The sequence below is a fragment of the Pseudooceanicola lipolyticus genome, assembly GCF_002786325.1.
Taxonomy (GTDB): domain Bacteria; phylum Pseudomonadota; class Alphaproteobacteria; order Rhodobacterales; family Rhodobacteraceae; genus Pseudooceanicola_C; species Pseudooceanicola_C lipolyticus.
The window spans coordinates 20,522-34,729 of record NZ_PGTB01000031.1 but is presented as its reverse complement, the minus strand read 5'-3'; the positions used below and the strand labels follow the sequence as shown (position 1 = coordinate 34,729).

Genomic DNA, 14,208 nt, shown 5'->3' with positions numbered 1-14,208 from the left:
CGCGTGCGCCGCCCGGCCCCGTGCCGGCAGGCGCGGCCGCCGCTGGCAGCCGCGCGATTGCGTTGTGATCCTGCATTCAGTGACCCTTGCCCAAACGCCCCCGGAGGATGGGGCAGTCTAGGCGCAGAGGGGTAAAGAAGGCCTGAAAGGATCAGTAGCTGTAGGTAGTGCCGCTGCGGATCGCCTCGCGCAGCGAGGCCTCGGCCCAGCTGCCTTCGCCGCCCGCGGCCTTGATCGCGCGCCATTGCGCGATGGCGGCGTCCAGGTCGCCAGCCTCGACAAAGCCCTGACCCATATAGGAGCGGGCGAGGATGTTGTCGGGGTTCTTGGCGATGGCCTGCCGGTAATAACGGTTGGCCTGGTCGGTATCGCCCATCTTGCGGTGGGTGAAGCCCCAGTAGGTCAGCACCCGGTCATCGCCCTGGTCGGGCATCGCCGCCAGCACCGCCTGGGCATCGCGATAGCGCCCGGCATAGGCCAATTCGCGCACCGCCCCATAGAGCGTGTCGCTGTCCAGCCGCGAATCCTGCGGGTTGACGCATTTCTTGGTCTTTTCATCCCAGACCTGGGCCCCCTTGCAAGACTGGGTGGTCTTGGTGGTGCTGGGGGGCGAGGTATTGTCGTCACCGGAACCGGCGGCAAAGGCCAGGCCGGGCAGGGACAAGGCAAGGGCAAGAACGAGGCGCATATGGGAACTCCCTAACTAACGTGAACGGTTACGCTCGCGTCCTCAAGAATCGGAGGGCGGCAGAAACCACCCTCTGTCTACGTGCTGATAGCCGATCAGCTTGTGGCTTGCTTCACACAAGATTGCGAGGCGGCGTCCCAGACGCTGCCTTCGGCGCAGGATTGCGCCTGGGTTTCATGGCCCGAGCACATGGCAAAACCGACGGCGGGAACAAGCGTAAGGGTCAGGGCGGCGAGGGCGGTCTTCAATGTCATTGGGAACGTCCTTTCAAAGCGGCAATGCCAGAAAGGTAACCCGGAATGACGTGGGGTCAAAACGCTTTCACAAACCTCGGCGGCGCAGCGCGCGCGGCCGCTGTGGATCCGGGCGTGAAACCGGGCATTGCGCAGGGCAATGCCCGGACCCGGTCAGTCGCCGAAGACGCGGGCGAAGATGGTGTCGACATGTTTGGTGTGATAGCCGAGGTCGAATTTCTCTTCGATCTCCTCGGCGCTCAGCGCGGCGGTAACCTCGGGATCGGCCAGCAGCTCGGTCTTGAAATCCTTGCCTTCTTCCCAGACCTTCATCGCGTTGCGCTGCACCAGACGATAGCTGTCTTCGCGGCTGACCCCGGCCTGGGTCAGCGCCAGCAGCACCCGCTGGGACATGACGAGACCGCGAAACTTGTTCATGTTCTTGATCATGTTGTCCGGGTAAACCACCAGTTTTTCTACAACGCTGGTCAGGCGTGCCAGGGCGAAATCCAGCGTCACGGTGGTGTCGGGGCCGATGTTGCGCTCGACCGAGGAATGCGAGATGTCGCGTTCGTGCCACAGCGCGACATTCTCCATCGCCGGCACCACGGCCATGCGGACCAGCCGGGCCAGGCCGGTCAGGTTTTCGGTCAGCACCGGGTTGCGCTTGTGCGGCATCGCCGAGCTGCCTTTCTGACCTTTCGAGAAGAACTCCTCGGCTTCCAGCACCTCGGTGCGCTGCATATGGCGGATTTCGATGGCGATGTTCTCGACCGACGAGGCGACCACACCCAGCGCCGCGAAAAACGCCGCGTGGCGGTCGCGCGGGATCACCTGGGTCGAAATCGGCTCGGGCTCGAGGCCCAGCTTTTTGCAAACATGTTCCTCGACCCGCGGGTCGATATTGGCGAAAGTGCCGACAGCGCCGGAAATCGCCCCGGTGGCAACCTCGAACCGGGCCTTTTCCAGCCGGTTCAGGTTGCGGTCCATCTCGGCATAGAACCGGGCAAAGGTCAGGCCCATCGTCGTCGGCTCGGCATGGATGCCGTGGCTGCGGCCGATGCGCACCGTGTCCTTATGCTCGTAGGCGCGTTTCTTCAGCGCGGCGAGCAGCTGTTTCATATCCTCGATCAGGATGTCGCAGGCGCGCACCAGCTGGATGTTGAAACAGGTATCCAGCACGTCCGAGCTGGTCATGCCCTGATGCACGAAGCGCGCCTCGTCGCTGCCGACGATCTCGGCCAGGTGGGTCAAGAAGGCGATCACGTCATGTTTGGTCACCGCCTCGATCTCGTCGATGCGGGCGACGTCAAATTCCACGTCCTTGGCTTTCCACACGGCTTGGGCGTTTTCCTTCGGGATCACGCCCAGTTCGGCCATCGCGTCGCAGGCATGGGCCTCGATCTCGAACCAGATGCGGAACTTGGTTTCGGGCGACCAGATGGCGACCATGTCGGGACGGGAATAGCGAGGGATCATTGGCAGCGGCACCGATTTTTGATTGCGACAGTTGCGCGCCTCTTAGACCGGCAGGGCTGGCGCGGCAAGGTCAAGGCGGGCGAGGGGGGCGCCTTAGCGGCCATCGCGGTTCGACAAGCATGCCACGGGAAAGAAATTCCGCGTCAACTCCCGATGAATCCTCGCTTTCGGACGCCGCAGGGCCTGTGCCACCTTCGGAACCGCAACTTTGGCCTGTCGCCAACGTTTAATTCTGCGACGTTCTTGGCTGCCGAGTTCCGCGTTGGCGGCTCCTGGTCCAGAGGCGCCCCAATGGATAGCCCGTTGGTTTCTAACGGAAGTCGCATTTGAAGGTGGCGCATATCCAGCGAGACGATTCCGTTCACGCCTGGAACAGCGGCCGGCCTTCACCGGCGCGGCGCTTTAGCCGCCGGTCGTTTTCCGCAGGATCAGCAGCGTCATCATCCCCAGCGGCGGCATCGAGCGCTGTTCTTCCACCCGCAGGGTCTCTTCCTGCAACACCGTCTCGATCTCGAAATCGGAATGCCAGCCAAGGATATGCGAAAACGGCGAGAACAACCGCTCGATCGAGGCCAGCATCCCGGTCTGGCGCTTGAAGTGGTTGGTGATCACCACCCGCCCGCCGGGTTTGCAGACGCGCGCGATCTCGGACATCACCTTTTCCGGCTCGGGCACCACGGACAGCACATGCATCGCCGCAACCGTGTCGAAGGAATTGTCCGGGAAGTCCAGGGTTCGGGCATCCATCTGGCGCAGTTCGACGACCTGGCGCAGCTTCATCCGCTGAACCTTGTCGCGGGCCTTCTGCAGCATGTCCTCGCTGAAATCGATCCCGGTCACCTGCATGCCCGGCGCGTAATGCGGCAGCGCCAGCCCGGTGCCGACCCCGACCTCCAGCACCGTACCAGGCGCGCCGTTGATATAGCTCACGGTGCGGCGGCGGCCCACATCAGTGACGGCGCCGAAGGTGTTGTCATAGACCGGAGCCCAGCGCGCATAGGAGTTCTGGACGGTTTTGATATCCATGTCTTTGCCTTATCGACCTGAAGGGATTTCTTTTTCCAGCCATGCCCAAGCCACCATTCCAACATAGGCAAGGCACAGCAAAATCAAGGTCACCCAGGCAAAGGTCAGCACCGCGGCACCGATAAAGGCGACTCCGACCAGGAAAAACTTGACGTTCTGACGGGAAACCCGCGAGGTCTTGAACGACCAGGTGGGAATGCGGCTGATCATCAGGAAGCCGATGAACACCATGTAAAGACAGATCACCGGGGCCGGCACCAGCGGCGCGTTGGTAAAGGCGAAGGACAGATACATCGGCAGCATCACCAGCAGCCCGCCTGCCGGCGACGGGACGCCCTGAAAGTAGGCGCTTGCCGGTTCGGCCTCTTCCGACTTGCTGCTGACATTGAATCGCGCCAGCCGCATCACACAGCAGACCGCGTAGATCAGTACCGCCAGCCAGGCGAGGCTGCGAATGTCCTGCAACGCCCAGAAATACAGGATCAGCGGCGGTGCCACGCCGAAATTCAGGAAATCAGCCAGCGAATCCAGTTCGGCGCCCATCTTGCTGTCACTGCCCAGCAGACGGGCGATGCGCCCGTCCAGCCCGTCCAGCACGCAGGCCGCCATCACCAGATGCACCGCCAGGGTGTAGTTGCCCTGCACGCCGAAGCGGATCGCCGACAGCCCGGCGCAGATCGCCAGAATGGTCAGCATGTTCGGCAGCAATTGGGTTATTGCGAGTTCGCTATCCGGTTTTCTGGACGGTCCCAGCATCGGCACTTTCTACTATTCAGATGTCGGCGCGTTCAGTTCGGCCAGCACGGTTTCGCCCGCCACCATGGTCTGTCCGATGCTCACCAAGGGCACGACACCCTCGGGCAGATAGACATCCAGGCGCGAGCCAAAGCGGATCAGCCCGAACCGTTCGCCGGTTTGCAACGCTTCCCCGGGCGAGACAAAGCACACAATGCGCCGCGCTACCAGCCCGGCAATTTGCACCACCGCCAGGTTGCGGCCATCCGCGACGCGGATGCACAGGCCGTTGCGTTCATTGTCGGCGCTGGCCTTGTCGAGCGAGGCGTTGAAAAACTTGCCCGGCCGATAGGCCACCGCGGTGACTTCGCCAGCGACCGGGGCGCGGTTCACATGGCAGTTGAACACGCTCATGAACACGCTGATCCGGGTCAGCGGCACATCGGGCATCCCCAGTTCCGCCGGCGGCGTCGCCGGTTCGATCAGCGAAACGATGCCATCGGCGGGGCTGACCACCAGGCCGGGGCGGGCGGGCGTCACCCGTTCGGGGTCGCGGAAGAAGTAATAGCACCACACCGTCAGGCCGACGCCGATCCAGCCCAGCAGGTCGGACACCAGGAACAGCATAAGGGTCACGGCGGCGAAGATCGCCACGAACTTGATCCCTTCGCGGTGCATCGGCTTGATGAAAGTTTCGTGCATGCGCATGGCAATTCCCCCGGGCATTCGAAGTGCCTTGCATACGCCGACTGGCCCTGAATGCAAGAACCGTCGCGCGGGGATGCTGCGGTTGGGCGATGGGGCACCGCATTCGGATCACTGCGGGTGGGGGAGGCCGAAATTCGCAAAACAGCAACCAGGGCCGAACCGGAACATGTCCGGCCCCGGTCTCTCGATGGTCCGCTGCATTGGGGATGGACAGGACCAATATTCGAGCTCCGGCCGGGACGTGGATCAATACACGCCCAGACCGGACAGGATAGAGAGCCTTCAAATCACAAGGTTCTTTTCCCGAAGTTCCATGGCCAAAGCCACCACTCACGGAACGATCACAGTTTGCGATCTTTATTTAACATTCGAAAGTAATGGATTCCTTACCCGGCGTCAGAAGTCCGAATCTTGCGCCGCCAACCCCTCCAACAATTCAGCGGAATGCGGGCCGGCGCGTGTCAGGCCTCGAGTACGAACATCTGGTTGTGCAGCGCGGCTTTCATGACCGCCTGTGCCGTGGTTTCCACCGACAACGCCTCGCGGGCGAGACGCAGGTGTTTCTCCACCGTGGCCGAGGTCAGCCCCATCAGCAGGGCGATATCCTGGGTGGTCTTGCCGTCGCCCACCCATTCCAGCGCCTCGCGCTGGCGCCGGGTCAGCACCCGGTGGGGCGGCAGGTAGGGCAGGGTGAGGATCTTGAGATGGGCAATATTGTTGATCAGGTGGATGTCGTCGCCATGCTCGGCCCAGATCTCGTCGACCTCCTCCTGGCTGAGGCCGACCCGCGCCGCCAGCGATATTGCGCCCTTGGACCGGGCCGATACCGATTTGAAGCTGATGGTGTATCCGGCGGTGACCTTCATGGCGAGGTTGAACTCGATGACCTTGAGCTCTTCCCGGGTCAGGCGGCCTTTGTCGAATTTCTCGCCCAGCAGCCGCCAGCTGCCCGCGCCCTCGTTTTCCAGCGCCCAGTGCAGCATCGGCGCGTGGAAATATAAACCCTTGTTGATAAAGCCATCGATATAGGCCGATGAATGATTGGTGAGGATTAAAAAATCTTCGGGATCGCCCAGCGAGGTCTGGGTCCGGAACCGGGTAAAACCGTAAATCAGCCGGTCAAACCCGTAGGATTTCATCTGTTCCGTATGGGCCGACCACAATTCTTCCAGCGTCGGCACATTGGACAGGTACAGCATGTATTCGCGCAGATCGCTCAAGGTTCTGTTCCCGAAAGATGTGCCTTCAGCGCGTCGATGGCCAACAGATAGCCCTGCGCGCCAAACCCGCAGATCTGGCCCAGCGCGACAGGGGCGATGTAGGACTTGTGGCGAAACGGCTCGCGGGCGTGGATGTTGGACAGGTGTACCTCGACGAGGGGCAGTTCGACCGAGGTGATGGCATCCATCAGCGCAATCGAGGTATGGGTCAGCGCCCCGGCATTCAGGATCAGGCCGTCATGCTTGCCCTTGGCGGCATGGATCGCATCGATCAACACGCCTTCATGGTTGGATTGCAGGCAACTCACCGACAGCCCGGCCTCGGCGGCATGGGCGGTGCAGGAAGCCTCGATCATCGCCAGGGTTGTCGCCCCGTAGACCTCGGGCTGGCGGGTGCCGAGCAGATTCAAATTTGGTCCGTTGAGAACCAGTATGCTTTTCATGTTAATACTATCCCAAGGCCGCAACTGCATAAACGGCACAACCGGGGCTTGTCCAGTTTACCAATTGTTAAGAATTGGCCGTCGCGTCGGCGCGGTCAATCCTTGGATTGCAGTGCGTTAGCGGGAAAAAACCACCAGGCCCAGCCATTCCGCCACCAGCGCCGGTGCGTCCTGACCTTCGATCTCGATGGTCAGCGCCAACACGCGCAGCAGATCGGTATCCGAACGCTTGCGGATATCCTTCAGCGCGAATCGCCCGCGCAGGCGGCTGCCCGCCCGGACCGGCGACAGAAAGCGCAATTTGTTGAATCCGTAATTGATCGCCATCGCCTGGCCCGGATAGGGCGCGGTGCAGTCCCGGGCAAATTTCGACGCCAGCGACAGCGTCAGAAATCCATGCGCGATGGTGCCGCCAAATGGCGTCTCCCGCGCGGCGCGCTCGGGATCGACATGGATCCACTGATCATCGAAGGTGCATTCGGCAAAACGGTCGATCATCTCCTGATCGACGGTGATCCAGTCCGAAACGCCGAATTCGGTGCCGGTTATGGCCTTGCCCTGGGCCAGCGCGTCGTCGATTGCGGCCATGTCAGTCCTCCGATGATCAGAATATGGGGGTGCGAGGCGCTTCTCGCGGTGCATCGGCGCCATGGCCGACCCACGCGGTTTCGCCCGGCGCACGGCTTGTCATCTTATTTGCTTTGCCGCTAGGACCGGAACAGTCACAGGCGGGAGCGCGCATATGAGCCGGGAATATCACCAAACCACTTACAGCCCGCCGGCCGGAGCGGCCGACCTGCTGCTGATCCGGCATGGCCGCACCGAGGCGGCGCGCCCCGGCCAATCCTTCCCGATGGTCGACGGCCATGGGGATCCGGCGCTGCATCCCGAGGGAGAACAGCAGGCGGTCAAAGTGGCCGAGCGGCTGAAAACCGACCCGATTTCCGCGATTTACGTGACGACCCTGAGACGAACGCACCAGACCGCCGCGCCGCTGGCGGCGCATCTGGGGCTGGAACTGCGGGTGGAACCGGATCTGCGCGAGGTGCGGCTGGGCGACTGGGATGGCGGCGAATACCGGATCAAGGCCGCCGAAGGTGCACCGGAATTCCGCCGCGCCATCGAAACCCAGGAATGGGGCGAAATCCCCAATGGCGAACGCACCGCCGATTTGCAGGCGCGGGTGCGGGCCGGGCTGCTGCGCATCGCCGCGGCGCATCCCGACGAACGGGTGGCGGTCTTTGTACATGGCGGCGTGATCGGTGCGGCGGTGTCGGTGGCCAGCGGCGCGCAACCGTTCCATTTCAACGGCGCCGCCAACGGCTCGATCAGCCGGATCGTGGTGCGGGGCGACCGCATGTGGGTCAAGGGCTTCAACGACTGTGCGCATCTGGTCTAGGCCGGTTCAGTCGGTTGTCACCACGACCTTGCCCAGCACCTTGCGGTCCTGCATCAGCGTCAACGCCTCGGCAGCCTGCGCTAGGGGAAAGCTTGCCGAAATCCGCGGTTTGATCTGTCCTTTCTTATACATATCAAACAGTTCCGCCACGTTTCTCGCGTGACCCTCGGGATCGCGCCGGGTGGCGTCGCCCCAGAACACGCCGACGATCTGGCAGCCTTTCAACAACACCAGGTTCAGCGGCAGCTTGGGGATTCCGGCCGGAAAGCCCACCACCAGAAAGCGGCCCTGCCAGGCCAGCGCGCGCACCGCGGGTTCGGCATAGGCGCCGCCCACCGCGTCATAGACCACGTCACAGCCATGCGGCCCGGCGGCCTCCTTGATTTGCTGGGAAAACGCCTTCTGCCCGTCCTTGTCCAACTCGCGGTCATAGATCACCGTGGCGTCGGCGCCGCAATCGCTGCAGAACGCCGCCTTGTCGGAGGACGACACGGCGGCGATGACCCGCGCGCCCATCGCTTTGCCCAGTTCGATCGCGGCCGAGCCCACGCCGCCCGCCGCGCCCAGGATCAGCAGCGTTTCGCCCGGCTTCAGCTGCGCCCGGTCCTTCAGCGCGTAGTAGGAGGTGCCGTAGGTAAAGATGAAACACGCCGCATCTTCGAAGGGCATCTCGTCGGGGATGCGGACAAGGCGGTCGGGGCCGGCCAGCGTATGGGTGGCAAAGCCGCCATGCCCGGTCAGCCCCAGCACCCGGTCGCCGGCGGCAAAACCGGTAACGCCGGCGCCAACCGCCGCGATCTCGCCGGCAATCTCGCCGCCGGGGGCAAAGGGGCGGGGCGGCTTGAACTGGTACAGGTCGCGCAGCATCAACACATCGGGGAAATTCACCCCCGAAGCGCGGGTGCGCACCAACACTTCGCCTGTGCCGGGCTGCGGTGTGTCCAACTCCGTCAGTTCAAGGGAATCGGGCCCGCCCACGGCGGTGCTGAACATGGCTTTCATCAATGACCTCCCGGAATGCGGCCGCAGCCTGCAGTGCCGCCAGTCTTTGAGACTCAAAAGCCTGTTGTCAATCAATCTGCGAAATGCAATTTTGCACTGCGGAATGACGCGCGCCAGTGGGAGGAGACATGGCGGAGGAGACGCGTAACCCGGACACCTTCCGGGCGGAGCTGCGCGAATGGCTTGAGGCAAATTGCCCGCCCAGCCTGCGCGACGGCAACAACAGCATGGAGGCGGTCTGCTGGGGCGGGCGCAATTGGCAATTCGCCTCCGAGGATCAAAAACTCTGGCTGGACCGCTGCGTGGCGCGCGGCTTGACCGTGCCGACCTGGCCCAGGGACTATGGCGGCGCCGGGCTGAGCCGGGAAGAGGAAAAGATCTTCCACGACGAGATGGCCCGCATCAACGCGCGCTATCCGCTGCAAAGTTTCGGCATCTGGATGCTGGGGCCGGCGCTGCTGCAGTTCGGGACAGAAGCGCAGAAACAGCACTACCTGCCACCCATCGCCCGGGGCGAGATCCGCTGGTGCCAGGGCTATTCCGAACCGGGCGCCGGATCGGATCTGGCCAGCGTGCAGACCAAATGCGAGGACAAGGGTGATCACTGGCTGGTCAACGGCCAGAAGATCTGGACCTCTTACGCCGATAAGGCCGATGCGATCTTTGCGCTGGTTCGTTCCGATCGCGAGGCGGCCAAACATCTGGGCATCACCTTTCTGCTGATCGACATGGACAGTCCGGGCGTGTCGACCCGGCCGATCAAGCTGATCTCGGGGATGTCGCCGTTTTGCGAGACCTTTTTCGACGATGTCGTCGTGCCCAAGACCGATGCCGGCGGCATCCCGGCGGTGGTGGGCGAGGTCAATCGCGGCTGGGACGTGGCAAAATACTTGCTGACCCACGAACGCACGATGATTTCCGGCATGGGGGGCAGCGCCGCCCGCCCGCTGGGCGCGGTGCTGCAGGACGATTTGGGCGGGGTGATGGATGCGGTGACGCGCGCCGCCGCGCTCAAGGCCGAAATCGACGGGCTGGCCTTTGCCCTGACCGCCGAACGCTACAAGGACATGGCCGAGGCCGGGCAGGGCGTCGGCCATGCCTCGGCGATGCTGAAATATGTCGGCACCGAGCTGAACAAGGACCGGCACGAACTGCTGATGAGCGCCGGCGGCAGCGATGCGCTGGACTGGGACGGTGCTTTTGAGGCGCGCCCGGCAGACTGGCTGCGCACCAAGGCGAACTCGATCGAGGGCGGCACCTCCGAAGTGATGCTGGGCATCGTCGCGCGCCGGGTTCTGGGACTGCCGGGGTAGGGTATGGCGACGCTTGTGAGAACCGAAGAGGAAACCCTGCTGGCCGACATGGCGCGCGGCTTCCTGGACGATACCGCCCCGGTGTCGCATCTGCGCGCATTGCGCGATGCCGGGCAGACGCATGACCCGGCGCTGTGGCACGAGATGGCGCAGATGGGCTGGGCCGGGGTGCTGGTGCCGGAATCCTGTGGCGGCTCCGACATGGGCCATGCCGCCGCCGGGATCCTGGCCGAAGCGATGGGCCGCACCCTGGTGGCCAGCCCCTTCCTGTCCAGCGCCGTGATCGCCGCAACCGCGCTGCGCCAGGTGTCCGACAGCCGCGCGACCGAGGCGCTGCGCCGGATCGCGGCGGGCGAGGCGACCTATGCGCTTGCGGTGGACGAGGGGCGCAAGTTCGATCCCGACGCGGCGCAGATGCCGGCACGGCGCGACGGCAACAGCTTTCGCCTGAGCGGCAGCAAGACCTTCGTGGTGGATGGCGGCTTGGCCGACCGGCTGCTGGTGCTGGCCCGCACAGAAAACGGGCTGACCCTCTTCGACCTGCCCGCCGACCGGGCCGGGATCTCCCGCGACAAGCGCGCGATGATCGACAGCCGCGACGCGGCGCGGATCACCTTCGACGCGGTCGAGGCCACGGGCGACGACGTGCTGGGCAGCGTCGACCAGGCCATGACGGTCCTGAAACCGGCGCTGGAGGCCGGACAGGCGGCGCTGGCCGCCGAGATGGCGGGGCTGGCGGCCGGGGCCTTCGGAATGACGGTGGGCTATCTGAAGGAACGCAAGCAGTTCGGCGTGCTGATCGGCCAATTCCAGGCGCTGCAACACCGGGCGGCGGATCTGTGGTGCCAGACCGAGGTGACCGCCTCGGCCATCGCCCATGCCGGTCGGATGCTGGACGCCGATCCGCAGAACGCGACGCTGGCGGTGTCGCTGGCCAAGGCGCGGGCGACCGAGACGGCGAAACAGGCGGTGATCGAAGGCGTGCAGATGCATGGCGGCATCGGCATGACCGATGCCTTCGACATGGGGTTCTACATGAAGCGCGCCAGGGTCGGTGCCGAATGGCTGGGCGATTATGGCTATCACGCCGAACGGGTGGCTGCCCTGCGCGGTTTTTAACGGAAGATCAGGTTGTTGGAAGGGAATACTGAAGCATGGCGATAAGGTTTGACGGGCGCGTCGCCATCGTGACCGGGGCGGGGGCCGGGCTGGGCCGATGCCACGCGGTGGAACTGGCCAAGCGCGGCGCCAAGGTGGTGGTGAACGACCTGGGCGCCGCGCTAGACGGGTCGGGCCGGTCCGACAGCGCGGCGCAGCAGGTGGTCGACCAAATCACCGACGCCGGGGGGCAGGCGATGGCCCATGGCGCCGATGTCTCGGATGCCGAACAGGTGGCCGACATGGTGGCCCGCACCAGGGACAGATGGGGCCGCATCGACATCCTGGTGAACAATGCCGGCATCCTGCGGGACAAGACCTTTGCCAAGATGGAGCTGTCGGACTTCCGCAAGGTGGTCGAGGTGCATCTGATGGGCACCGCCACCGTCACCCATGCCTGCTGGCCGATCATGCGCGACCAGCGCTCTGGCCGCATCGTGCTGACCGCTTCGTCCTCGGGGCTCTACGGCAATTTCGGCCAGTCGAACTATGGCGCGGCCAAGGCGGCGATGGTGGGGCTGATGAACGTGCTGCACCTGGAAGGTGCGCGCGACGACATCCGGGTGAACACGCTGGCCCCCACCGCCGCAACGCGGATGACCCGGGATTTGATGCCGCCCGAGGCGCTGGATCTGCTGCGCCCCGAAACCATCACCCCCGGCGTGCTCTACCTGGTCAGCGAGGATGCGCCCAGCCGGGTGATCCTGGGTGCGGGTGCGGGCAGTTTCGCGGTGACGAAGATCTACGAGACGCCGGGCGCCACGCTGACCGGCGATGCACTGACGCCCGAGGGCGTGGCCGCGGCCTTTGACCGGATCAGCAACCCGGAGGGCCAGCAGGAACTGACCCAGGCCTTCCAACAAACCCAGAAATACGCCCGCAACGGGGCCGAGGCCCTCGGGCTGAAGCTCGACTGGGGCACCTGACTAGAAAGGATTTTACCTATGCGTGACGCTGTCATCGTTTCTACCGCCCGCACCCCCATCGGCAAGGCATATCGCGGCGCCTTCAACGCCACCACGCCGCAGGCGCTGGCCGCCCATGCAATTTCCAACGCGGTCAGCCGCGCCGGGGTGGACCCGGCCGAAATTGCCGATTGCATTTTGGGCGCAGCACTGCAGCAGGGCTTCCAAGGCAGCAATATCGGCCGGCAGGCCGCGCTGCGCGCCGGGCTGCCGGTGACGGTGGCTGGCATGTCGCTGGACCGGCAATGCGCCAGCGGCATGATGGCGATCGCCACCGCGGCCAAGCAGGTGGTGACCGACGGCATGGATGTGGTGATTGGCGGCGGCGTCGAAAGCATCTCTACCGTGCAGACGCCCGAGATGCGGGTGAACCGCGCCCCCTGGCTGACCGCGCACAAGCCGGAAATTTACATGTCGATGCTGGAAACCGCCGAAACGGTGGCAGAACGCTATGGCATCCCCCGCGACGTTCAGGATGCCTATGCGGCGCAAAGCCAGGAGCGCACCCACCAGGCCCAGCAGGCCGGGCGGTTGAGCGACGAGATCGTGCCGATGACCACGGTGATGAAGCTGCAGGACCGCGAGACCGGGGCGATCTCGGAACACGAGGTGACCCTGTCCAAGGATGAGGGCAACCGCCCCGGCACCACCGCCGAAACGCTGGCGGGCCTGCAACCGGTGTTCAAGGACGGCATTCACATCAAGCAAGGCAAATACATCACCGCCGGCAATGCCTCGCAACTGTCCGATGGTGCCTCGGCCGCGGTGGTGATGGAAAGCAAGCTGGCCGAACAGCGCGGGCTGGAACCGCTGGGCCGCTATGTTGGCGTGATGGCCGCCGGTTGCGAGCCGGACGAGATGGGCATCGGCCCGGTCTTTGCGGTGCCGAAACTGCTCGACGCCCACAAGCTGAAGATCGACGATATCGGCCTGTGGGAGCTGAACGAGGCCTTCGCGGTGCAGGTGCTGTATTGCCGCGACCGGCTGGGCATTCCCGACGAGCTGCTGAACGTCAATGGCGGTGCGATCTCGATCGGCCATCCCTATGGCATGTCCGGCGCGCGCATGGTCGGCACCGCGCTGATCGAGGGCAAGCGGCGCGGTGCCAAATACGTCGTCTGCACCATGTGTGTCGGCGGTGGCATGGGTGCGGCCGGCCTGTTCGAAGTGTTCTGAGCCGTAGATGGCCGAGCTGTTGGTGATCCGGCACGGGCAGGCGTCATTCGGCGCCGATGATTACGATGCGCTGTCCGAGGTGGGCCATGAACAGGCCCGCCTGGTTGGCGAGACCCTGCGCGCCGCCGGCTGGGTGCCGGACCGCCTGATCACCGGCAGCCTGCGCCGACAGCAGGACACGCTGACCGCGATGGGCTTGGACGGCAGTCGCGAGGAACATCCCGGGTTCAACGAATACGATTTCCACGACCTGCTGGCGGTGCGCTTTGACGGCAAGGTGCCGGGGCCGGTGAAACGTGACCGCAGAACCCATTTCCGCACCCTGCGCGACACCATCCTGGACTGGCAGCAAGGCGGGCTGGAAGGCGCGCGGGAAAGCTGGGCGCATTTCGAAGCCCGGGTCGAGGAGGCGCGGCGCTTTGCCACCGACACCAAGGCGCGGCGGGTGCTGGTGATCAGTTCCGGCGGTGTGATCGGCCAACTGGTGGCGCGCGCGCTGGCATCGCCCAAGCCGATGATGATGGAGCTGAACCTGCAGATGAAGAACAGCTCGATCACCCGGTTCGTGTTTTCGGGTCCGCAATTTTTTCCTACAGGAATTCAATGCCGTGTCACATCTTCTTCGCGCCGAGCGCGAAGCGTTGCTGACCTATAGCTGAGGGG

General features: G+C 64.2%; 17 protein-coding genes. 6 read left to right on the top strand and 11 right to left on the bottom strand.

Going from position 1 to position 14,208, the window contains the following annotated elements:
* Positions 1 to 151: 151 nt before the first annotated feature.
* From CVM52_RS10445 to CVM52_RS10405, 10 genes are all read right to left on the bottom strand, one after another.
* Positions 152 to 688 (bottom strand): tetratricopeptide repeat protein, encoded by a 537-nt coding sequence (locus CVM52_RS10445; RefSeq protein WP_100162447.1) that lies wholly within the window; start codon positions 686 to 688, stop codon positions 152 to 154.
* A gap of 95 nt (positions 689 to 783) precedes the next feature.
* Positions 784 to 942 (bottom strand): chitin-binding domain-containing protein, encoded by a 159-nt coding sequence (locus tag CVM52_RS10440; protein WP_100162446.1) that lies wholly within the window; start codon positions 940 to 942, stop codon positions 784 to 786.
* 153 nt (positions 943 to 1,095) lie between these two features.
* A complete protein-coding gene (gene purB, locus CVM52_RS10435; RefSeq protein ID WP_100162445.1) occupies positions 1,096 to 2,400 on the bottom strand; it encodes an adenylosuccinate lyase in 1,305 nt (434 codons plus the stop codon).
* 93 nt (positions 2,401 to 2,493) lie between these two features.
* On the bottom strand, positions 2,494 to 2,790 hold the full coding sequence (locus CVM52_RS28100) for a helix-turn-helix domain-containing protein (protein WP_133119824.1): 297 nt from the start codon (positions 2,788 to 2,790) through the stop codon (positions 2,494 to 2,496).
* Positions 2,791 to 2,802: 12 nt separating this feature from the next.
* A complete protein-coding gene (locus tag CVM52_RS10430; protein ID WP_100162444.1) occupies positions 2,803 to 3,426 on the bottom strand; it encodes a class I SAM-dependent methyltransferase in 624 nt (207 codons plus the stop codon).
* Positions 3,427 to 3,435: 9 nt separating this feature from the next.
* Positions 3,436 to 4,182, bottom strand: coding sequence for a CDP-diacylglycerol--serine O-phosphatidyltransferase (gene pssA, locus CVM52_RS10425; protein ID WP_100162443.1), 747 nt, complete (start codon positions 4,180 to 4,182; stop codon positions 3,436 to 3,438).
* A 12-nt stretch (positions 4,183 to 4,194) separates the two neighbouring features.
* Complete coding sequence (locus CVM52_RS10420; RefSeq protein WP_100162442.1) at positions 4,195 to 4,869, bottom strand: phosphatidylserine decarboxylase; 675 nt, start codon at positions 4,867 to 4,869, stop codon at positions 4,195 to 4,197.
* 461 nt (positions 4,870 to 5,330) lie between these two features.
* The gene (locus tag CVM52_RS10415; RefSeq protein ID WP_100162455.1) at positions 5,331 to 6,068 is read right to left on the bottom strand and encodes a helix-turn-helix transcriptional regulator; all 738 of its coding nucleotides are present in this window, start codon (positions 6,066 to 6,068) and stop codon (positions 5,331 to 5,333) included.
* Positions 6,069 to 6,085: 17 nt separating this feature from the next.
* Positions 6,086 to 6,532 (bottom strand): type II 3-dehydroquinate dehydratase, encoded by a 447-nt coding sequence (aroQ, locus tag CVM52_RS10410; protein WP_100162441.1) that lies wholly within the window; start codon positions 6,530 to 6,532, stop codon positions 6,086 to 6,088.
* Between the two features lie 117 nt (positions 6,533 to 6,649).
* Positions 6,650 to 7,120: a MaoC family dehydratase gene (locus CVM52_RS10405; protein ID WP_100162440.1), complete on the bottom strand. Its 471-nt coding sequence runs from the start codon at positions 7,118 to 7,120 to the stop codon at positions 6,650 to 6,652.
* A gap of 154 nt (positions 7,121 to 7,274) precedes the next feature.
* Between CVM52_RS10405 and CVM52_RS10400 the strand changes: the two genes are divergently transcribed.
* Positions 7,275 to 7,931 (top strand): histidine phosphatase family protein, encoded by a 657-nt coding sequence (locus CVM52_RS10400; protein WP_100162439.1) that lies wholly within the window; start codon positions 7,275 to 7,277, stop codon positions 7,929 to 7,931.
* A 6-nt stretch (positions 7,932 to 7,937) separates the two neighbouring features.
* Here CVM52_RS10400 and CVM52_RS10395 read toward each other — a convergent pair whose 3' ends face one another.
* Positions 7,938 to 8,933, bottom strand: a complete 996-nt coding sequence (locus tag CVM52_RS10395; protein ID WP_100162438.1) for an NADPH:quinone oxidoreductase family protein — start codon at positions 8,931 to 8,933, stop codon at positions 7,938 to 7,940.
* Between the two features lie 128 nt (positions 8,934 to 9,061).
* Here CVM52_RS10395 and CVM52_RS10390 point away from each other — a divergent pair, with 128 nt between their 5' ends.
* The 5 genes from CVM52_RS10390 to CVM52_RS10370 are packed head-to-tail and all read left to right on the top strand — an operon-like array spanning position 9,062 to position 14,200.
* The gene (locus tag CVM52_RS10390) at positions 9,062 to 10,246 is read left to right on the top strand and encodes an acyl-CoA dehydrogenase family protein (RefSeq protein WP_100162437.1); all 1,185 of its coding nucleotides are present in this window, start codon (positions 9,062 to 9,064) and stop codon (positions 10,244 to 10,246) included.
* A gap of 3 nt (positions 10,247 to 10,249) precedes the next feature.
* Positions 10,250 to 11,365 (top strand): acyl-CoA dehydrogenase family protein, encoded by a 1,116-nt coding sequence (locus CVM52_RS10385; RefSeq protein WP_205964932.1) that lies wholly within the window; start codon positions 10,250 to 10,252, stop codon positions 11,363 to 11,365.
* Between the two features lie 35 nt (positions 11,366 to 11,400).
* A complete protein-coding gene (locus CVM52_RS10380; RefSeq protein WP_100162436.1) occupies positions 11,401 to 12,330 on the top strand; it encodes an SDR family NAD(P)-dependent oxidoreductase in 930 nt (309 codons plus the stop codon).
* Between the two features lie 18 nt (positions 12,331 to 12,348).
* The gene (locus tag CVM52_RS10375) at positions 12,349 to 13,545 is read left to right on the top strand and encodes an acetyl-CoA C-acyltransferase (protein ID WP_100162435.1); all 1,197 of its coding nucleotides are present in this window, start codon (positions 12,349 to 12,351) and stop codon (positions 13,543 to 13,545) included.
* Between the two features lie 7 nt (positions 13,546 to 13,552).
* Positions 13,553 to 14,200, top strand: a complete 648-nt coding sequence (locus CVM52_RS10370) for a histidine phosphatase family protein (RefSeq protein WP_240620931.1) — start codon at positions 13,553 to 13,555, stop codon at positions 14,198 to 14,200.
* The last annotated feature ends 8 nt before the right edge of the window (positions 14,201 to 14,208 follow it).